Origin of the sequence: Kitasatospora cystarginea, from assembly GCF_039533515.1 — a bacterium.
Lineage (GTDB): Bacteria > Actinomycetota > Actinomycetes > Streptomycetales > Streptomycetaceae > Kitasatospora > Kitasatospora cystarginea.
On sequence record NZ_BAAATR010000002.1, the window covers coordinates 88,394 to 106,667 of the forward strand.

Consider the following 18,274-nt stretch of genomic DNA (forward strand, 5'->3'; position numbering starts at 1 on the left):
TGCACGGACCGGCCCGCCGGAGCAGTGCCGTACCTCGGAGGCGTCAGCTGAGCAACGTGCTGCCGCCTCCGCTGCCGCCCAGCTCCGGCAGGGACGCCTGCTCCCCCGTGAAGTGCCGCTGTCCGGAGATGCGCAGCGTCACCGTGCCCCCGAGAACCAGCCGGTCCTTCTCACCGAACGCCACCCGCTCGCCCGGTTCGAGCCGCCGCTCGACAGTGGAGCCACCGCGCAGCAGCACCGTGCCGTTCCCCGAACCGAGGTCCACCGCGTAAACCTGCGGATTGCCCGACGAGTCCTCCAACGAGACGGTCAGATGAGTCCGGCTCACCCGCTTCACGCCGAGCGGGGGACGCAACTCATCCGCCCCCAGGTTGATGCCGTGGCTCAGCGTGCCGCGACCGAGTTGCACCGCATCGCCCAGACTGACCGGGAAGCGCATGAACTCGCCGGCCGACAACCCGCCCGGCAGATCCGCGGCCATCGCGTCCGAGACGACGAACATCCGGGTGACGCCGCGGGGCCCCAACTCCTCCAACAACGCGCCGCAGTCACAGACGGCACGACCGCTGCGGCTGACGGAGGGCCAGTCCAGCAGCCTGTCCGGCCACCTCATCGCTTTGTCACAGCCGCGCGCCGTGCACCGCCAGTGGCTCCGCAGGATGCGCACGTGCTCGCGGTTCTTGGGGTCGAGGCGCTGCACGTGCTTGAGTTCCTTGTACTCGATCGCCTGGGACACCTTGTGCGCGGGTACCGCCTGGATACCACTCGGGCGCAGCCGCACCCGGGCGTGGCCGGCCTTGCTGCCGACGTCGGTGCTCCAGGAGAGGAAGCGCTCCGGCTGCTGTTCGATCCATGGTTCAGAGCGCCGCAGGTCGACGAACTGGTCCGCACTGACCACGTACCAGCCCCGCTCCCGCGCCAGCCGCAGGAACTCAGGATCCGCATGGGGCACGAACCGCACCTCACGCGCACCTTTTGCCCCGGCCTCCCGCTGCAGCTGCCGAAGCCGGCGACTGTCCTCCGGCAGGAGGGATCTCAGCAACGAGTCGTCCGCGACCAACCCCAGCGGGGCACCCGCGCCGTACTGCTCCCGCCATGCGTCGAGAACCAGGAACAGCCGCCTCAACAGCGGGAAGTGGCGTCCGAGCGGGGGCAGGTGCTCGGACCAGCACACATTGGAGACGTCAACGACGGCGCCAGGCGATCCCGTGCCCGGAGTCACTGGCCGCCGCCCTTCCTCGCCGAAGGCCGTAGGCCACGGGCCTCACCCGCACGGAGCTCCATGCCGCCGGACGTTCGCTTCTCCGCCATGGCCTACCCCCAACTCCCTTATAGCGCACGGCTCCACGCATCGAGTGGGATCGTAGCGGGTCGAGCTCTGGTCACGTGAAGACTTTCCGCACACGGCCATCGGGCTGCACTACCGGATGCGACACCTTCCCCCCATCCCCATGCGTGTCCGACGGCCGCGGACCCACCGCCGCCCGAACCGGCACCGAAGTCCTCATGCTGGCCACAGGTAGCCCCCTCCACGCGGCACGGCCGCCACCACGAACCACTGCTCCGCGCGGCTGCGCCAGCCTGCCGCGGTGGTCCGGCGGACGCAACCCACCCTGCCCGGAGAATCGCGGTGCGGGCGAGGGCGAGCAGGTCGGCGGGGGTCAGTTGGGCCAGGGTGGCGCTCGCGTGGGTGAGCAGGTCGGCGGCCGGAACTGGCACGAGCACGCCGGCGCCGCCCTGGCCGACACCGCCGCCGTCCGGCGACTCACCGGCCGCCCGCCGCGAGCCGTCTGGGTCCACCTGCTCCAAGGGCACGTGCAGCCCCTGGCCGGCATGGTCGACCAGGACGTCGACGCGGCCGAAGTGCTCCGGCTGGCGACACTTCAGTTGTCGTTGCCGGCGCGCAGCCAGGTGATGTAGTCGGCGGCGGCTCGTTCGGTGTCGTACTCGGGGTGGTAGCCGGTGTCTTCCTTCAGGCGGCTGATGTCGAGGACGAGGTGCGGCGTGGCGCCTCCGGTGGGGAGGTCGACCTGGGCGTCGGGGACCGAATTCTTGATCGCTTGGCTGATCTGGGCGTTGGTGGTGGCCCGGCCGGAACCGACGTTGTAGGTGCGGTAGTTCAGCTTGTCCGCGAGTTGGAGGAGGGCGATCGCCCGCCCGGTGTCCTTCACGTAGGTCAGGTCGAGCCCGTCCTCGGCGAACGCCGGGTGGACGAGGTGGGACAGGTCCGGGGCGGCGCCGCGCGCGGCGGAGTGGATGAGGGCGGGCGCGGCGAAGAACGGGTCGGGGTGGCCGAGCGGCCCCCAGGTGCCGGAGATGCGGTAGTTGACGATGTCGAGGCCCGTGGTGTCGGCGAGGAACCCGCTCAGCATTTCGCCGACCTTCTTGAAGGTGGGGATGGAGCCGGGTGCGGTCATCGACAGCGGGGCGTCCTCGCGCAGCGGTCCGTCGCCGGCGGCGCCGAGGTAGACGCCGATCGTGCTGGCGATGCCGAGGCGCCGTACGCCCCACTCCTGTGCCGCCTCCGCGACGTTCAGCAGCCCGCCGAGCGCCTGCCGGGTCGCCTCGACGGGCGCGTCGGGGACGGGCGGCCAGGGGTAGGAGCCGGCCAGGTGGACGATGCCGGTGATGTCGTGGCGGCGGCCGACGGCGAGGAGGGCGTCGCGGTCGGTGGTGTCCGCCTGCTCGACCATCACCCGTGTTCCGTCGAGTACGGGCGGGAGTTCACTGGCGCGGCGCTGGACCACGACGCAGTCTTCACCCAGGTTGAGCAGGGCGCGCACGGTGTGGGATCCGATGAAGCCGCAGCCTCCGGTGACGAGGATCATCTCGAGTCCTTACGCATGTCCGTATCGGTCGTTGGCGGTGGGGGCGGTTCTTCACTTGCTCCGCAGGGTCCCGAGCGGCTCGAGGTCCTGCGCCAGCGAGGCGGCCGCCGCCTTCCAGCCGGCGTCGTCGCCCTGGAGGGCGCTGCGCAGGAAGGCCGTGGTGAGCTGCTGGATCAGGGCCACGCGCGCCGGGTTCTCGTCGGTGGTCTCGGCGACCTCGTGGCCGGGGATGCCGCCGAGCGAGTGCTCGGCCCCGAACAGCGTGAGCAGGCTCTTGCAGCCGGGGCTGTAGGTGTAGGGGTCGGTGAACCAGTCCGGTCCGCGGGTGGACAGGTGGGACTGGTCGTTGTCGCCGGCGACGATGAGGGCCGGGGTGGTCATGGTGTCGAACGAGGGCTTCATGAAGGGGAAGTGCTCGGCGGCGAACGGGGTCAGGTCATCGCCCAGGCCGGTCAGCGCCAGTAGCACCCCTGCTTTGACGCGAGGGTCGGACATGTCCTCGCCGGGTGCGCCGTCGGCGTCGAGGACGCGTGCGCCCAGCAGGGCGCTCACGCTCTGGGCTCCCCAGGAGTGGCCGGCCACCGCGATGCGGCTCGGGTCGATGCGGCCGGCGAGGCCGGGGACGGCCGCCTCCAGGACGTGGAGTTCGTCCAGTACGCGCGTGATGTCCTCGATGCGGTAGCGCCAGATCCGCGGGGTGCGGGGGTCCTCGGCGGGGATGGCGAGCGTCCGGGAGTCCAGGTGGGTCGGCTGGACGACCACGAAGCCGTGGGCGGCCCAGTGGTCGGCCAGCGGGGCGTAGCCGTTCATCGACCAGCCGAAGCCGTGCGAGAAGACGACGACGGGCAGATCGCGGCCGGTCGCGGGGGCGGACACGCGGACCTGGAGGTCCTCGCCGCGGCCACCCGAAGCGGGCAGGACGACCGGCTTCACTGACACCACCGAGGTGGGGCCGCCCGCGGGATTCTGCGCGTTCACGGTGCTGGAGTCAGACATGAGAGGGCCTTCCGATCGGTGTCTTCGATGCTTCGGCTGGTGGGGTTCTGCGGTTGGCGGTGCCGCGGGGCCGGCCGGGAGGGGAGCGGGCAGCGTGCTTGTCACGCGCGGCATCCATGCCCGGGTGTTCTTCCAGCTCTCCGGCGGGGCGTGGAGGCGACGGCCTGGCGGCCGGTCCCCCGGGTCTGGCATCATGAATGAAACGGAACCTTGTTCCACATACGATACGGAACACTGTTCCGCTTTACAAGACCAGTCGTCGAAGGAGTGCCCCGGTGAACGAGAGCAGTCCGCGCCAGGGCAGTTCGGCCGCCTCCAAGCGCAAGGACGCCCGCCGCAATCAGCAGACCTTGCTGGACGCCGCCGCCGCAGTCTTCGTCACCTCGGGCGTGGACGCCCCGGTACGCGAGATCGCCGCCAAGGCCGGCGTCGGGCTGGGCACGTTCTACCGCCACTTCCCCACGCGGGCCGACCTCGTCATCGCCGTCTACCGCCACCAGGTCGACACCTGCGCCGAAGCGTGCCCGGCCCTGCTGACGGCCGGCCCGACACCCTTCGCCGCCCTCGAACGCTGGATCGACCTCTTCGTCGACTTCCTCGTCACCAAACACGGCCTGGCCGCCGCGATGCAGGCGGACAGCACCGGCTTCGAGGCGCTGCACGCCTACTTCCTCGACCGCCTCGTGCCGGTGTGCACCCAGCTCCTCGACGCCGCAGCCGCCGCCGGCGAGATCCGCCCCGGCCTCGACGCCTACCACCTCATGCGCGGCATCGGAAACCTCTGCATCGGCACCGACAGCGACCCCCGCTACGACGCACGCCGACTGATCGCACTCCTCCTCACGGGACTGCGCCGGCCGCACCGAACCTGACGCCCGCAAATGACGGAGCCTCGCACAACGGTCCTCCGTCCGAGCGAGATCACTCGGCGGCCGGGAAGGTCCTCGGACCTGGGATCGGTTCGCAGGACTTGTTCTCGGCTCCCGGCCGGCCGCCACTCTCAACGGGCGCCCCCTGCACGGCGAATGCGGTCACGCCTCCCGAGTGACGGCGAAAGGTGTCCGATCGCCGCGGAACCGGACGGCGTACCAGTAGCCCTCCTGGCAGTACGTGCCACTGCTGTCCTCGAAGTTCACCGTGAACCCCCCTGCCCGCTCGGCCACCAGAGCGGTGGCTGTCACCGCCTCCAGGAAGTGGGTCTTCTCCTCCTCGGGCTCACCGCCCTCCGCCCCCCAGCCCCAGAGGAACTCGGCGCCGGCCTGGCGGAGGGCGGCGAAGTCCGCCAGCACTTCGCGGGCACGCGGCAGCAGTTCGGCGACGGCCTGCAGGTCGGCACCGTCGAAGCCCACGGTCAGCTCCTGGTCCGCGGCTGACACGGTGACGTACCGCTGGCGGACCAGCCGCTCGGTCAGCCACCCCAGCAGGTCGTCGGTCACCCACTCGCCGACGCCAGGACGGTCGATGTCGCGGTCGCCGTCGCCGAGGCCGAGGCTGTACACGGACGGACGATCCCCGCCGGCCCGCCGCATGAACAGGCCGCGCCCACCGCTGTCGTCGCCTATGAGCACCCAGTCCGGCTGGTACTCGCCCACCTCGTAGGTCTCGTTGCGTTCGGGAAGGTCCTGCGGGCCGTAGACCACCACACCGTCGGGGAACTGGAGCCCGGGCGTGCAGCGCCACAGCCGCGTCAGCACGGGAACGGGTCCTTCGAGATCGGGTGCCATGGCCAGGAGTCTGGCATCGGCCGCCGACAGCCAGCCGGCGCAGCGGTGCCACCCTGCGAGGCCTCCCCGCCCCACGGGTTCCGTCACCCCCTTCGGCCACCACCACCGCCGCCGAGCCCGGAGTAGCCGAGGGCCGGCTTCGCGGGGCGTTCGCGGCGGCTGCGGGGTGCGGAGGAGCGGGCGGGCATGTGACCTGCGGTAGTGAACGCGTTCGCGACGACCTCGTGACCCCCGTCCTCATACTCTGGTCGGCGTAAAAGTGTTCCTCGGCGCCGCAGCCACGCCGGGATTCGCTGGCTGAGTTCGGGTTGAGATCACCCCTCAACCTGTGGGCATGCCGATCTGGTCGCGTTCGAGGACCGAGCGCAGTTCTGCGAGGACCTGGCCGGCGGCGGAGATGAGGGCTGGCGTGAGCTGGTCCGTGATCAGCTCGGTCAGTCGTTCGGTGACGGTGTCTTCAGCCTCGTCCGCCAGTTGCCGGCCGGCGTCGGTCAGGGCCAGCAGTGACGACCGGCGGTCCGACGGGTTCGGTTGCCGGACGACCCATCCCTGCTTCTCCAGGCGGTCGACTCCCTTGCTGGTCGCCCCGATGCCGATGGCGAACTCGGCGGCCAGGTCCGCCACTCGGGCAGCGGGGTGGTCACGGAGGTAGCGCAGGAACTCGAACTGTGAGGTGGCGATCCCGTGCCGGGTGCGAAGACGGTCGTTGAGGGCGTTGTACAGCCGCGTCTCGCACCGCACGAGGTCGGAGAAGAAGGCTTGGAGGTCGACGTCGCGAGATTTAGATGCCACGGCATATAGTGTAGTGGAAGCTACTTTCGACGGGGGCAGAACCATGAGCAGGGAACAGCGCGCGAAGGTCGACACGATCCTGCGGCAGCCGCGACCCGAGGGCCCGCAGCCGGTCGAGGCGATCCGGGCCGGGTTCAGGGCGATGATGGCCCAGATGATCGTCCCGGACGACATCCGCACCACGGAGACGGCACTCGGCGACCGGCCGGCGGTGCTCGTCGAACCGGTCGACGGCCCGCGCAGTGGCACGATCCTGTACTTCCACGGCGGCGCCTACGTCTTCGGCTCACCGCAGACCGCGCTGTCGCTGACGGGCAACCTGGTGGCCAGGACCGGGTTCAGGTCCTTGTCGGTGGACTACCGACTCGCCCCGGAGCACCCGTTCCCGGCCGCGATCGACGATGCGCTCAGCGCCTACCGCGCGCTCCTGGACAGCGGCGAAGACCCCGCAGCGATCGCGTTCGCCGGGGACTCCGCCGGCGGCGGCCTCACCGTCACCACCTGCCTCGCCGCCCGCGACGCCGGCCTGCCGCTTCCCGCCGCGATCGTTGCCTTCTCCCCCAGCCTCGACGCCACCCGCACGGGCGAGAGCATGGACACCAAGGAGGGCATCGACCCGATCTTCACCCGCGACAGCCTGGCCCACACCGGCGCCATGTACCTCGCGGGACAGGATCCGCACCAGTACCTGCTCAGCCCTGCCATCCTCGCCGACGCTTCCGGCTTCCCGCCGATGCTCCTCCAGGCGGGCACCAACGAGGTGCTTCTGGACGACTCCACCCGCATGGCCGCCCGCGCCCGCGCAGCCGGAGTCGACGTGATCCTCGACATCACCGCCGACGTCCCACACGTGTTTCAAGCCTTCGCCGGGGTCCTCGACGAGGCCGACCAGGCACTGGACCGCGCCGCCCTCTTCCTCACCCAGCAGCTTGCGCCCCCGACAGCGCGATGACGCGGGTCGGTGCAGCCTGAAGACGCGGGACTGCGGCGAATCGGCCCGCTGCTTCACGGCTGGTGATCCTTGGCCTCCTTCGGCCAAGGATCACCAGCGCGTTTGCCGCGCCTGTCTCTGCTCGACCCCTAGGGGCCGATGGGTTCTCAGCTCTTGCCGTGGGCTTCGATCGAGAGCGGCTCCCAGATGCGCCAGGTCTCCAGTCGTGCCCGGTACTCGGCGGCGGCGGTGGCGAGTGGTCCGTCGCCGAGGAACACCCGCAGCGGCGGCTCGGCCGCGTCGACGAGTCGGAGCACGGCGGCCCGGGTGGCCGCCGGGTCACCGAGCTTTCCGTGGCGCCGCCGCCTGGCCTGCTGAACGTGTGTCAGGAGATCGGCGTATGCCGGGTGGGGCGTCGCGGTGTGCACGGACGGGCCGCCGAAGTCGGTGGCGTACGCGGCGGGTTCGATCAGCGTGACCTTGATGCCGAACGGTTCGACCTCCTGGGCCAGCGACTGACTGAGGCCTTCCAGGGCCCATTTCGAGGCCGCGTACATACCGGTGTTGGGGAAGGCGCAGACGCCGCTGATGGAGCTGACCTGCAGGATGTGACCCGAGCGCTGCTCGCGCAGGATGGGCAGTGCTGCCTGCGTCACCCAGAGCGCGCCGAACAGGTTGGTGTCCAGCTGGTCGCGTGCCTCCTGTTCGCTGATCTCCTCGATCATGCCGAACTGCCCGTAGCCGGCGTTGTTGACGACGACGTCGAGCCGGCCGAAGTGCTCGCGGGCCGCCCGCACGGCCGCGAAGGCGGCGGCGCGGTCGGTGACGTCGAGCCGCTGCGGGAGGACCAAGGCGCCGTACGCCGTGACGAGGTCGGCGAGGGCGGCGGTGTCGCGGGCTGTGGCGGCCACCTGGTCGCCGCGTTCGAGGGCGGCGGTCGCCCACTCGCGCCCGAAGCCTCGTGCGGCACCGGTGATGAACCAGGTCTTGCTCATGTGCGCTCCAGTACGGATGGTGTGCCGGCCCGGGCAGGACTGTGCCGGTGTCCGGCGGTACGGATGGGTGGCGGCGGTGGGCAGGGCCGGCCGGCCTGTCAGTCGACGTCCGCGGTGCGCGTGGTCTCGGCCGCCCGTACGGCGTCCGCCGGCGCCTGGGTGGGAGTCGTCCACTGGCCGTAGGCCCACACCAGCAGACCGGCCAGCGGCAGCGCCGTCCCGAAGACACAGACACCGGTCCAGCCGTGGGCGGTGTGCAGCACACCGGCGACCGCGGATGAAGTGGCACCGCCGACGAAGACGGAGGTCATGAAGACGGTGTTGATGCGGGCCCGGGCATCGCCGCGCAGGGCGTAGATCTCGGCCTGGCTCAGCACCTGGTGGCACTGCACGGCGAAGTCCAGCAGGACGGCGGCAAGGGCGAGCAGCGGCACGCTGCCGTGGCCGACGGCGGCGAGCACGAAGGCGGACGAGGCTAGCAGCAGCGCGGCGCCGCTGGCGGGGCGGCCGCGCCCACGGTCGGCGATCCGGCCGGCGACCGGCGCGGCGGCCGCACCTCCGGCACCGACCAGTGCGAACAGGGCGATCTGGACCTGGCCGAAGTGGTGCTCGTCGATGAGCTCGTAGGCGATGGCCGTCCAGAACGTAGTGAAAGCGCCGAACATCGTCGCTTGGCACACCGCACGGCGACGCAGCACCGGCTCGCGCCGCACCAGCCCTCCCAGGCTGGCCATCAGCGTGAAGTAGCCAGCCGTGTGGCCAGGTGCCCGCCGCGGCAGCATCCGGCGCAGGACGACGGCGAGGGCGAGCATCAGGACTGCGGAGATCACGTAGATCGCGCGCCAGCCGAGCAGGTCGGCGACCAGGCTCGCCACCGTCCGCGCGAGCAGGATGCCGGTCAGCAGACCGCTCATGACCCGGCCGACGGCCTTGCCGCGCTGCTCGGGCGGAGCCAGGTGGGCCGCCATCGGCACGAGGACCTGCGCGACCACGGACGTGGTCCCCACCAGCACCGAGACTGCGAGGAACATCCCGAACACCGGGCTCGCCGCGGCGAGCAGCAGGGCGGTCGCCGTCACGAGCAGCGTCCGCGTCGCGAGTCTGCGGTTCTCGACGAGGTCGCCGAGCGGCAGGACGAACAGCAGGCCCAGGGCGTACCCGGCCTGGGTCAGCGTCACCACGGTCGTTGCCGCGCCCTGGCCGACGCCGAAGGAGCGGGCGACGAGGTCGAGCAACGGCTGCGCGTAGTAGAGATTGGCCACGGTCAGCCCGCAGGCCACCGCCAGCACCAGGGTCAGTGCGGGATTCATCCGCTGCGGTGCGGCCGACTCGGGCACACCCACCAGCTGACTCATGTCTGTTCACCTTCCGGACGTCGTTCCGGGGACAACGCTAGGAAGGCGGCGGCGGGCGAAGAAGGGCGTGCTGCACCCTCTCCCAGCGGGGGTGCAGCACACCCAGGCTCGCCGACCCGCCCGGCGGTACCGTTGCCGGTATGACGAGGGCAAACGAGCTCGGCAACTTCCTTCGCGCCCGTCGCGACCTGGTCTCACCGGAGCGGGCGGGCCTGGTGTCACACACCTCGCGCCGGGTCAAGGGCCTGCGCCGGGAGGAGGTCGCGCTGCTCGCCGGAGTCAGCACCGACTACTACACCCGGCTCGAACAGGGCCGCGAGCGCAACCCGTCGGAGCAGGTGCTCGGCACCGTCGCCCGCGCCCTGCAGCTCGACGACGACGGCGCCGCGCACCTGTTCCGGCTGGCCCAGCCCGCGCCGCGAACCGCCGCCGGCCCGGTGGCCACCGTCGGCCCCGAACTGCGGCGGCTGATGGACCACTTCCTCGACCTGCCGGCCGTCATCGTCGGCCCCGCGCTGGACATCCTGGCCGCCAACCACGCCGCCCGGCAGCTCTACAGCGGCTTCGCCCGGACGGACAACCAGCTGCGGATGCTGTTCCTCGACCCCGCCGGCCGCCGGTTCTACCGGGACTGGGACCGCGCCGCCCGCAGCATGGTCAGCAACCTGCGCGCGCAGGCCGCTCCCTTCCCCGACGACCCGCGCATCGCCCAGGTCATCGGCGAACTCTCCCTGCGCAGCCCGGCCTTCGCCGACCTGTGGGCCCGGTACGACGTACGGCCCTGCACCAGCGACGACAAGCCGCTGTGGCACCCGCGGGTCGGCGAGATGTACCTGCACTACGAGTCGTTCACCGTCACCAGCGCCCCCGGCCAGCGGTTGCTGGTCTACTCCGCCGAGCCCGGCACCCCAAGCGCCGACGCCCTCGTCCTGCTGCGCACCCTCGCCGACGACCCCCGCCCCAGTCGGCCGACCCGAACCGTGTCCAACACCAAGGGGAAACTCCAGGTGTAGGGGCGTCCTTCTGCTGCCCCCCTTCCTCGGTACCGCCGTGCTGGCCACGCTCGTCCGATGATCTCGTTCTTGTTCCTCGTTCATCACGCAGGCTGACACACCCGACGGGCGACTCCTGCCAGCCGATCGACCGCCCCGCACGGCCGGACAGGACGAGCTCACCCACCGGTCCCCGATCGACTCCCAGGCATCAGATCCGGCCCCCGACAGCCCCTCCCCCGCCACTCGTCATGCCTCCACGGCGGTCATGCGGCCGACGGCCCTGATGACCTGCCGCCGGGGAGCCAGGCGGGCGAGGAAGGCCATGACACGGTTCATGCGCCCGGCGATGACGCTCGGCGGCGGGTTCCTGCGGTCCAGCGCGGCCAGCGCGGTACGAACCACGTCGGCGGGCGCGGCGAGCCTCGTGCCCCCGGCGGCCCGGTCGGTGCCGACGACCTCGAAGAACTCGGTCCGGGTCGCGCCCGGGGACAGCGCCAGCACCCGCAGCCCGGTGCCGCGCGACTCCTCCCACAGCGCTTCCGTGAGGCTCAGCACGAACGCCTTGGTCGCGCCGTAGAGCGCCATCCGTGGGTTGGGCTGGTAGGCGGCCATGCTCGCCACGTTGACCAGGACCCCCCCCAGACCGCTCCACTGCCGCCGGACCTGGTCCGGCGCCCGGTGGTGGCACCGGAGGTCCACTGGACGTGGTCGCTGGTCCGGCGTGCCGACGAGGTGCGCCCGGCGGTGCTCGCGGTGGTCGACGCGCTCGACGGTGTCGGGGACCTCGGCCTGCACGGCCCGCAGGCGTGGCTGCCCGCCGGGGACCCCTACCGGCGCTGAGGCGCTGACCAAGTCTGGAAGGCCGCGCCTTCCAGCAGGGAGGAAGCCCGTCCCGGCGCCGGGCCGCTTCGGCGTTGCCATGCATATGGCGGCCTGCCTACCGTCGAGGAGTCGACCGGCGGCCCGGATCGCGGTCGGTCAGGGCTTCCAGTGCAGCGAACACGTCCTTCACGCGGCCACCTCGGTGCGCTCGACCAGGACGCCGTTCTCGAACCGGGCTCCCGCACGGACAAGAGGCATCAGGCGGGCGCCGGTGATCGCACGCCATCGCGCCTGGGCGGATTCGACGAGCTTGAACACCATCGTGAGGACCGCGGCCGGGTCACCGGCCCCGCGGGTGACCTTGGTGCGGAGCTTGACCGTGGAGAACGTCGACTCGATCGGATTCGTGGTCCGCAGGTGAACCCAGTGATCGGCCGGGAAACCGTAGAACGCCAGCAGTTCCTCCTGGTCGTCGGTGATCTTCGCGACGGCCTTGGGCCACTTGGCACCGTAGGTGCGGGCGAACGCATCGATCGCCTTCTCGGCGTTCGCGCGGTCCTCCGCGTTGTAGATCTCCTGAATCGCCTTCGTCGCGCCCGGTTGTGCGGACTTCGGCAGGCAGTTCGCGACGTTCCGGGCCTTGTGAACCCAGCAACGCTGATGGCGGGCGGCCGGGAAGACCTCGGCGAGTGCCTTCCACAGGCCCATCGCGCCGTCGCCGATGACGAGTTCGGGGTCTCGCATGCCGCGTCGGCGGCAGTCGCGCAGCAGGTCGGCCCAGGACTCGGTGGACTCCCGCAACCCCTCGGCCAGGGCGATCAGTTCCTTGGTGCCGTCCAGGCGGACGCCGAGCAGGACCAGGACGCACGAGTGCGCCGGGCCGAGCCGGACCTTGGGGTGGACCCCGTCGGCCCATACGTAGACGAAGTCGCGGTCGGACAGATCCCGCTCCTGGAATGCGGCGTGGTCGTCGCTCCACTGCTTCGTCAGCCGGGTGACGATCGCGGGCGACAGGCCGGCCGTGCCGCCGAGGAACTGCTCCAGTGCGGGAACGAAGTCCCCTGACGACAGTCCGTGCAGGTAGAGCAGCGGCAGGACCTCCGAGATCCTCGGCGACTTGCGGCACCACGGCGCGAGGATCTTGGCGGAGAACCGCTTGCGCTCGCCGGTCTCGTCGTCGGTGCGGCGGTCGTTCACGCGGGGCGCGGTGACCTCGACCGGGCCGGCCGCGGTGACCACCGTACGGGGCCGGTGGTGACCGTTGCGGACCACCAGACGCCGTCCATGCTCGTCGGTCTCGGCCGCCAACTCGGCTATGTACTGATTGACTTCCGCCTCCAGCGCGGCAGCCAGCATCCGGCGGGCGCCCTCGCGGACGATCTCGTCGATCAGGTGACCGGACTGGGCGGAGCCGTCATCGGTGACTACGCCGAGCACGGGCGCACCTTCCCGAGCCGCGCTGCAACGCGGGCCTACTCGGAGACCATCACGGATCACTCGGGAAGGTACGCCCTCCGCGTCCCTCCCCGCACCGATCCACAAGTCCTGAGCATTGCTCGGCGGCTCGATGGCGGGGCGCGAAACCGGCACCGGCGGTTCGGCCGACTGCTGCCGCATCTGGATGCGCTGCCAGGCCGACTGCCAGCGTGCGAGTTCCTCGGCGGACGCGCCGAAGGCAGTGACCAGCGCCAGCACCCGTTCCAGGGGCGGGAGACGACTCCGCTGATGGCTCAGGTCTCCCGAGAGGGTGCTGCGTGGAAGGCCGGTGCGGCGCTCGAGTTCGCGCAGCGACGGGCTGCCCGACCATGCCTTGAACGCCTGGAGCCGGCGAACGAACTCCTGAGGTGTGGCCGTTTCGCCCGAATCGGGCATCGTGGCTGAAACCTGCTGCGATAGCCGGTCTGGATCCCCGCCGATGTGTTGCCCGGTCATGTGTCCCCCTCTGAGGGATCGGCTCGATCGGCCGATCCGGCGTGTGCCGGGGACCATCCTGGCCAACACCAACTGAGCGCTCCATGGCGTTTGCTTGGCGTTCTATGGACGCTCTGCTGTCAGGGACCCGCCAGGGTTGCAGGCTGGGAGTCGCCGACGGGGGTACGCGTCCGGGGCGCCGGGCCGCTCCTGCCGTCGTCACTCCCGCAGGGTGACCACCGTTCAGAGGCGATCATGCTGGGGGATTTCGGAACGCTACTGCGACGACAGCACCGCTTCTCCGCCGGGTGGACGCAGGAGGAGCTCGCGGGACAGTCGGGTGTCTCGACCCATGCGATCAACGTGCTGGAGTCGGGGCGGCGGCAACGCCGTCGATGCCGAGCAGGTCCGCCCGTTGATCCCCGGCGACCCGCGCTGCCTCACGCTGGTGACGTCCCCGGGCCCTGCGGGCCACCCGGCAGCTCGGCAGTCCGGCGTGAGGCAGCCGCGCTACGGCATCTCGGGCCGGTCCAGTACCAGCTCGGCGGCTTTCCCCAGGCGCTTGACCTGTACCAGGAGGCGCTGGAGCTGCTCCAGGGCCTCGGCGACACCTTCGGCCAGGCCGAGGTCGCACACTCTGCTCGGCGACGCCCTGCTGGCCATGGACGCTCCGGCGAGCGCTCTCCAGCACTACGGCCGCGATCGAGTACCTCCCACACACCGGTGAGCGGTACGACCTCGGCCGCATCCACTTAGCGGGTCGACCGGAGTTGCTCCCGCCGTGGCGGTGCCGGGCCGTGCTCAGTTGAGTGGGTCGCACACCGGGGTAGCGGTCATGGCCGCGAACAGGCAGCCGGACAGCTTCTTGCCGGGGCCCAGGTAGATCGAGAGCCACTGGGAGCCGAGGGGCGCCGGTCCTTCGAGCCAGCTCCCGCTGGTTGAGTCGAAGACGCCGAAGGAGCAACCGCCGTTCTCGGCGAGCGGCCGGATGGCCAGGTAGCCGTTCATGTATTCCGCCAGCACTGAGCAGCTGCCGTTGGTGATCGTCGTGCCGCCTGTCGTTGCAGCCTGGGCCGAGGATGTGGCGCCCGAGCCGAGCGTGGCTGCTGCGAGCGCGACGGCCACTGCGCGTCCGGCAGTTGTGGTGAATCGCACGGTACTCCTCCAGTGACGAGGTCCGGACCCGGACTCGACGCCGGGGTGGGGATCGAATCTCGGGCGTACTTCGATGGCGTCATCGTCCGGGCAGAGCCGGATGGTTGGGTTCGCGTCATGCTCTCGCGGCAGTCGAGCGGCGGGAGCGGACCCGCGAGGGCCCGCGCCCGCCTCACTCACCGCACCTTGCTCAGTTGATCGGGCCGCATGCCCAGGTGTTGTTGTTGGCCGTGTCGATCAGGCAGGCTTCCAAGCTCTGGCCCGGACCGTCGTAGAACCACCCTTGCGCGTTGGAGCTGCCGCTCGCGCCGCTGCCCTCCCAGCTCCAGGTGTTCCGGTTGAAGACACCGAACAGGCAGTGGCCGGGGTTCTGGGTCGGGATGATCTCCATGTAGTCGTGGTAGTCGCCCCCGAGGGTGATGTCCTCCACCGCCGCACAGCCACCGGTACCGAACGCCCAGCTGCCCTCGGCGGCCTGGGCCGAGCTCGCGGTCCCTATCCCGATCCCGGCCACCGCCACCGCGGCGATCACGGCAGCCGCGGCGCGCTTCCTGGTCTTGGTGAATCGCATGGAACTCCTCCAGTGAGTCGGTTCCGCCCCGGAGTCGGCACCGGGGCACACCCCGAACCTCAGCAACCGGCGGAACGCGAAACAACTGGTCGAGCACCGTCCCGGACGCTCCCGGACGCTCCAGGACGTCGTCGGACGCCCCCACCGAAGTCACCAAAGTCACCGATCAAGGTCCCGCGCTTCATCCCCGACAACGAACTGGACCGGCTGATGCCGGTGCCCGGACCGGACGTGCGAGCATGGCCGGATGACTGCAAGTTCCCATGTGCCGCACGAGCTGCACCGGGTGGCGACACCGGTTCTGGAGATCGCCTACCGCCGGACTGGCGGGCGCCGCCGGAAGACCGACACCCCGGTGATCCTGCTGCACGGCTTTCCCTACGACGTCCGGGCCTACGACGAGGTGGCGCGGCTGCTCGCCGGCGCCGGCCGGCAGGTGCTGACGCCGTACCTGCGCGGTTACGGGCCGACCAGGTTCCTGGCCGAGGACACCCCGCGCAGCGGCCAGCAGGCCGCGCTCGCGCAGGATTTGGTCGAGTTCATGGACGCGCTGGGGATCCGGCGGGCCGTGGTCGCCGGCTACGACTGGGGCGGGCGCGCGGCCTGCGCAGCGGCGGTGCTGTGGCCGGAGCGGATTCACGGCCTGGTCACGGCGGGCGGCTACACCGTCCAGGACATCGCCCGCGCGATGGAGCCCGCCGCACCGGAGGCGGAGCACAGATATTGGTACCAGCACTACTTCCACTCGGAGCGCGGCCGCAGAGGTCTGGAACAAAACCGCGAGGAGCTGTGCAAGCTGCTCTGGCGGCTGTGGTCGCCGACCTGGCCGGAGGCCGAGCAGGCCTTCGCCGCCTCCGCGCCCAGCCTGCACAACCCGGACTTCGTGGACGTGGCGATCCACTCCTACCGGCACCGCTACGGCCTGGTGGCGGGTGATCCGCGCTACCAGGCCCTGGAGGACCGGTTGGCCGAGCTGCCGCCGGTGACCGTTCCAACCGTGGTGCTGGTGGGCGAGGAGAACGGCGTGATCCCGGCCGCCGACCAGACCGGCACCGAGCACTTCACCGGTTCGTGCGAGGTGCGCACCCTGCCCGGGGTGGGCCACAACGTGCCGCAGGAGGCCCCGGCGGCGTTCGCCGCGGCGATCCTGGAGCTGCCCCTCTAGCCGGTGCTCGGACGGTGGGTCAGGAGAGCAGCGCCGAGCCGAAGGTGTCGTTCGGTGCCTTGACGCCAGGCAGGGCGAAGAAGGACGAGATGCACCCGGCATACCCGGTGCCTCCGGCCGGCAGCCGACCGGAGGTCAGCCATGGTGCACTCCTCGGGCGAGCCGGGCCGAGCACGGCGTGGACACGTTCGTCTTCCGTGACGGCCTGATCCAGGCCCAGACCGTCCGTTACAGGCTCACGCCGAACTCCTGAGCCCGCCGGGGCGGCGTTGCCCATGCAACAGGCTCGACGCCGTTGCCGGCCAGGGTCCACGGCAGCTCGCGCAGCAACAGCGGATTGCCCCGCGTCACCTCGGCGCAGGCGGCGGCGCACCCCGGACCGGCTTCCCGCCCCAGGCCCGGTGAGCGAGCCCGGTCACCTCGCCTGCGGGTCGGTGACCTGGCCGAGGAAGACCGACCGGCCTGAGGTGGTGTCCCGGATCAGGAACAGGAACGGCCGGTCGATGCGGAGTTGGACGGCCTTCGTCGGGGCCCCGGCGGCCGGCACCATGACGACGCCGCTGCCGGCCGCGGCCACCGTGCCGTCCTCGTCCACCTGGATGGTGGCCTTCTGCACCACAGCGCTGACCTTGAGCCGCTCGGACGTCCCGGGCCCGAGGAGGCCGGTGAAGTCGGCGCGGTTGTCGAAGGCCGCATGGACGCCGAGCACGTGGAGAGCGGGGACGAGGTCGTTGGACGTGTCGAAGTGGAACTTCGGCAGAGTGAGGTCGATTTGCCGGTCGCCGAGCCCGCCGAGGATCCGGTCGAGCTGGGCCTGGTCCAGCGCCTTACTGAAGGCGGCGAAGCCGCCCTGCGCTGGCACGATCAGGTCCATCGCCAACCCGCCATCCGCGTACGGGAGTTCAACGGCTTGCCAGGGCTCGCCGAGGATGCCGCCGGAGCCTTCGGCGTAGCGGAAGGTGCTGTTCTGCCTCATCGTGCTGACCGCGGGGGTGGAGCCGTCGAGGCGGTGGAACGGCTGGTCCGAGGTGTGCGCGTGCTTGAACGGGGAGGCCCACTTCGCCTTGAGGTAGAGGGCGTCGGTGAGCGCCAGCCGGGTGTCCTTGGTGATCTGCTTCTCGTTGAAGAGGTCCTTGATCCGGCCGTCGGTGGCCTTCTCCACAGCCTGATTGACCTTCCTGCGGGAGCCGTCCGGGTCCTTCTTGAAGTCGGTGGTGTGCACGCCGGTGTCGAAGGCGGCGGCGAGGGTGGCGAGGTACGCCTGGGCGAGCGGGAAGCCCTGCTGGGCCCAGAGGTCGTCGGCCTGGCGCAGGGTGAGCCCGTCGGTGGGCGGGATGCGGCGGTCCAGTGCGCCGGCGGCCAGCGCGTACTGCTGCGGGGTGAGGCCGGTGTGCAGGGCCTTGGCGAGTTCGTCGGCGGTGGCACCGCGGGCGCCGGGCAGCACCATGGCGAGCGCGGCGGCCAGGCCTGACGGGGAGAGGACGAGGTTGCGGCTCGCGCCGTCGGGCGTACCGGCGAGGGCGTGCAGGAGGTCCAGGCCGAAGGCGCTGGTGGCGGAGGAGACCGCGGTGACCTGTGCGGGGTCGACCGGAGTCAAGGTGGCGGGCGCGGAGGCCCGGACCACCACGGGGGCGGCGCCGCTGCCACCGCAGCCGGTGAGCAGCGGAGCGGCGAGCGTGGCGCTGAGGAGCAGGGCCGCGCCGCGGCGGTTTCCGGAACTGCGGTTCGTCATGGCCCTTCGACGTGACGGGGGCGGCGACGGTTCCCCGCTCTCCGGTTCCGGTCACCGCCACGGCCGCCCGCCCGTTGACAGCCCCGCCCGCCGGCGCGACGCCCTGTTGCGAGCCCGTGACAGCCACCGCACCGTTCCAGGACGCCCTGCGGGAAAGCTCCATCCGTCGTGTCCGTGACCTCACCTGGAACCCGGACGGCAGCAGGGCCGCCTTCGTTGACGGCGACCTGGCGTCACCACGCGGGCGAGCTGCGCGGCTCGGACAGCACCACCCGTCCACGCCATGGCCCATCGCTCCAGTC

The 18,274-nt window shown here is 71.1% G+C and carries 18 protein-coding genes and 1 pseudogene; 6 read left to right on the forward strand and 13 right to left on the reverse strand.

Annotation, left to right across the window (positions count from 1 at the left end; translation table 11 throughout):
* Positions 1-43: 43 nt before the first annotated feature.
* Positions 44-952, reverse strand: a complete 909-nt coding sequence (locus tag ABD369_RS02345) for an FHA domain-containing protein (protein ID WP_344634481.1) — start codon at positions 950-952, stop codon at positions 44-46.
* A gap of 734 nt (positions 953-1,686) precedes the next feature.
* Here ABD369_RS02345 and ABD369_RS02350 point away from each other — a divergent pair.
* On the forward strand, positions 1,687-1,920 hold the full coding sequence (locus ABD369_RS02350; protein ID WP_344634482.1) for a hypothetical protein: 234 nt from the start codon (positions 1,687-1,689) through the stop codon (positions 1,918-1,920).
* Here ABD369_RS02350 and ABD369_RS02355 read toward each other — a convergent pair.
* Both ABD369_RS02355 and ABD369_RS02360 read right to left on the reverse strand, forming a co-directional pair.
* Positions 1,884-2,828, reverse strand: coding sequence for an NAD-dependent epimerase/dehydratase family protein (locus ABD369_RS02355; RefSeq protein WP_344634483.1), 945 nt, complete (start codon positions 2,826-2,828; stop codon positions 1,884-1,886). The genes ABD369_RS02350 and ABD369_RS02355 overlap by 37 nt on opposite strands.
* A gap of 51 nt (positions 2,829-2,879) precedes the next feature.
* On the reverse strand, positions 2,880-3,824 hold the full coding sequence (locus ABD369_RS02360; protein ID WP_344634484.1) for an alpha/beta hydrolase family protein: 945 nt from the start codon (positions 3,822-3,824) through the stop codon (positions 2,880-2,882).
* A 275-nt stretch (positions 3,825-4,099) separates the two neighbouring features.
* On the opposite strand from ABD369_RS02360, the gene ABD369_RS02365 reads away from it, so the two are divergent.
* Complete coding sequence (locus ABD369_RS02365; protein ID WP_344634485.1) at positions 4,100-4,696, forward strand: TetR/AcrR family transcriptional regulator; 597 nt, start codon at positions 4,100-4,102, stop codon at positions 4,694-4,696.
* Between the two features lie 159 nt (positions 4,697-4,855).
* Here the strand turns inward: ABD369_RS02365 and ABD369_RS02370 are convergent, their stop codons facing one another.
* Together ABD369_RS02370 and ABD369_RS02375 are read right to left on the reverse strand one after the other, a co-directional pair.
* Complete coding sequence (locus ABD369_RS02370) at positions 4,856-5,548, reverse strand: hypothetical protein (RefSeq protein WP_344634486.1); 693 nt, start codon at positions 5,546-5,548, stop codon at positions 4,856-4,858.
* Positions 5,549-5,869: 321 nt separating this feature from the next.
* On the reverse strand, positions 5,870-6,340 hold the full coding sequence (locus tag ABD369_RS02375; RefSeq protein ID WP_344634487.1) for a MarR family winged helix-turn-helix transcriptional regulator: 471 nt from the start codon (positions 6,338-6,340) through the stop codon (positions 5,870-5,872).
* A 43-nt stretch (positions 6,341-6,383) separates the two neighbouring features.
* On the opposite strand from ABD369_RS02375, the gene ABD369_RS02380 reads away from it, so the two are divergent.
* Complete coding sequence (locus ABD369_RS02380) at positions 6,384-7,292, forward strand: alpha/beta hydrolase (RefSeq protein ID WP_344634488.1); 909 nt, start codon at positions 6,384-6,386, stop codon at positions 7,290-7,292.
* Between the two features lie 146 nt (positions 7,293-7,438).
* Here the strand turns inward: ABD369_RS02380 and ABD369_RS02385 are convergent, their stop codons facing one another.
* Both ABD369_RS02385 and ABD369_RS02390 read right to left on the reverse strand, forming a co-directional pair.
* Positions 7,439-8,266, reverse strand: coding sequence for an SDR family NAD(P)-dependent oxidoreductase (locus ABD369_RS02385; RefSeq protein ID WP_344634489.1), 828 nt, complete (start codon positions 8,264-8,266; stop codon positions 7,439-7,441).
* 98 nt (positions 8,267-8,364) lie between these two features.
* Positions 8,365-9,621: an MFS transporter gene (locus ABD369_RS02390; RefSeq protein WP_344634490.1), complete on the reverse strand. Its 1,257-nt coding sequence runs from the start codon at positions 9,619-9,621 to the stop codon at positions 8,365-8,367.
* A 140-nt stretch (positions 9,622-9,761) separates the two neighbouring features.
* Here ABD369_RS02390 and ABD369_RS02395 point away from each other — a divergent pair, with 140 nt between their 5' ends.
* A complete protein-coding gene (locus ABD369_RS02395) occupies positions 9,762-10,634 on the forward strand; it encodes a helix-turn-helix domain-containing protein (protein ID WP_344634491.1) in 873 nt (290 codons plus the stop codon).
* Positions 10,635-10,862: 228 nt separating this feature from the next.
* On the opposite strand, the gene ABD369_RS02400 is transcribed toward ABD369_RS02395, so the two are convergent.
* On the reverse strand, positions 10,863-11,315 hold the full coding sequence (locus ABD369_RS02400) for an SDR family NAD(P)-dependent oxidoreductase (protein WP_344634744.1): 453 nt from the start codon (positions 11,313-11,315) through the stop codon (positions 10,863-10,865).
* Between ABD369_RS02400 and ABD369_RS02405 the strand changes: the two are divergent.
* A pseudogene (locus ABD369_RS02405) lies at positions 11,256-11,456 on the forward strand (LysR family transcriptional regulator); the annotation flags it as partial. The gene ABD369_RS02400 and the pseudogene ABD369_RS02405 overlap by 60 nt on opposite strands.
* Before the next feature lie 168 nt (positions 11,457-11,624).
* Here ABD369_RS02405 and ABD369_RS02410 read toward each other — a convergent pair.
* The 4 genes from ABD369_RS02410 to ABD369_RS02425 all read right to left on the reverse strand — a co-directional run bounded on the left by ABD369_RS02410 (position 11,625) and on the right by ABD369_RS02425 (position 15,075).
* Positions 11,625-12,875 (reverse strand): IS256 family transposase, encoded by a 1,251-nt coding sequence (locus ABD369_RS02410; RefSeq protein WP_344634492.1) that lies wholly within the window; start codon positions 12,873-12,875, stop codon positions 11,625-11,627.
* Between the two features lie 984 nt (positions 12,876-13,859).
* The gene (locus ABD369_RS02415) at positions 13,860-14,012 is read right to left on the reverse strand and encodes a hypothetical protein (protein WP_344634493.1); all 153 of its coding nucleotides are present in this window, start codon (positions 14,010-14,012) and stop codon (positions 13,860-13,862) included.
* A gap of 138 nt (positions 14,013-14,150) precedes the next feature.
* The gene (locus tag ABD369_RS02420) at positions 14,151-14,504 is read right to left on the reverse strand and encodes a hypothetical protein (RefSeq protein WP_344634494.1); all 354 of its coding nucleotides are present in this window, start codon (positions 14,502-14,504) and stop codon (positions 14,151-14,153) included.
* Between the two features lie 190 nt (positions 14,505-14,694).
* Positions 14,695-15,075, reverse strand: a complete 381-nt coding sequence (locus ABD369_RS02425; protein ID WP_344634495.1) for a hypothetical protein — start codon at positions 15,073-15,075, stop codon at positions 14,695-14,697.
* Positions 15,076-15,322: 247 nt separating this feature from the next.
* Between ABD369_RS02425 and ABD369_RS02430 the strand changes: the two genes are divergently transcribed.
* Positions 15,323-16,240: an alpha/beta fold hydrolase gene (locus tag ABD369_RS02430; protein WP_344634496.1), complete on the forward strand. Its 918-nt coding sequence runs from the start codon at positions 15,323-15,325 to the stop codon at positions 16,238-16,240.
* Between the two features lie 415 nt (positions 16,241-16,655).
* Here ABD369_RS02430 and ABD369_RS02435 read toward each other — a convergent pair whose 3' ends face one another.
* A complete protein-coding gene (locus tag ABD369_RS02435) occupies positions 16,656-17,972 on the reverse strand; it encodes a serpin family protein (protein ID WP_344634497.1) in 1,317 nt (438 codons plus the stop codon).
* Between the last annotated feature and the right edge of the window lie 302 nt (positions 17,973-18,274).

What these genes read in the sequence shown, in the direction of transcription:
- ABD369_RS02355 (WP_344634483.1), bottom strand. Translation starts at nt 2,828, where the DNA reads ATGATCCTCGTCACCGGAGGCTGCGGCTTCATCGGATCCCACACCGTG.
- ABD369_RS02360 (WP_344634484.1), bottom strand. Translation starts at nt 3,824, where the DNA reads ATGTCTGACTCCAGCACCGTGAACGCGCAGAATCCCGCGGGCGGCCCC.
- ABD369_RS02370 (WP_344634486.1), bottom strand. Translation starts at nt 5,548, where the DNA reads ATGGCACCCGATCTCGAAGGACCCGTTCCCGTGCTGACGCGGCTGTGG.
- ABD369_RS02380 (WP_344634488.1), top strand. Translation starts at nt 6,384, where the DNA reads ATGAGCAGGGAACAGCGCGCGAAGGTCGACACGATCCTGCGGCAGCCG.
- ABD369_RS02385 (WP_344634489.1), bottom strand. Translation starts at nt 8,266, where the DNA reads ATGAGCAAGACCTGGTTCATCACCGGTGCCGCACGAGGCTTCGGGCGC.
- ABD369_RS02390 (WP_344634490.1), bottom strand. Translation starts at nt 9,621, where the DNA reads ATGAGTCAGCTGGTGGGTGTGCCCGAGTCGGCCGCACCGCAGCGGATG.
- ABD369_RS02395 (WP_344634491.1), top strand. Translation starts at nt 9,762, where the DNA reads ATGACGAGGGCAAACGAGCTCGGCAACTTCCTTCGCGCCCGTCGCGAC.
- ABD369_RS02415 (WP_344634493.1), bottom strand. Translation starts at nt 14,012, where the DNA reads ATGGCCAGCAGGGCGTCGCCGAGCAGAGTGTGCGACCTCGGCCTGGCC.
- ABD369_RS02425 (WP_344634495.1), bottom strand. Translation starts at nt 15,075, where the DNA reads ATGCGATTCACCAAGACCAGGAAGCGCGCCGCGGCTGCCGTGATCGCC.
- ABD369_RS02430 (WP_344634496.1), top strand. Translation starts at nt 15,323, where the DNA reads ATGACTGCAAGTTCCCATGTGCCGCACGAGCTGCACCGGGTGGCGACA.
- ABD369_RS02435 (WP_344634497.1), bottom strand. Translation starts at nt 17,972, where the DNA reads ATGACGAACCGCAGTTCCGGAAACCGCCGCGGCGCGGCCCTGCTCCTC.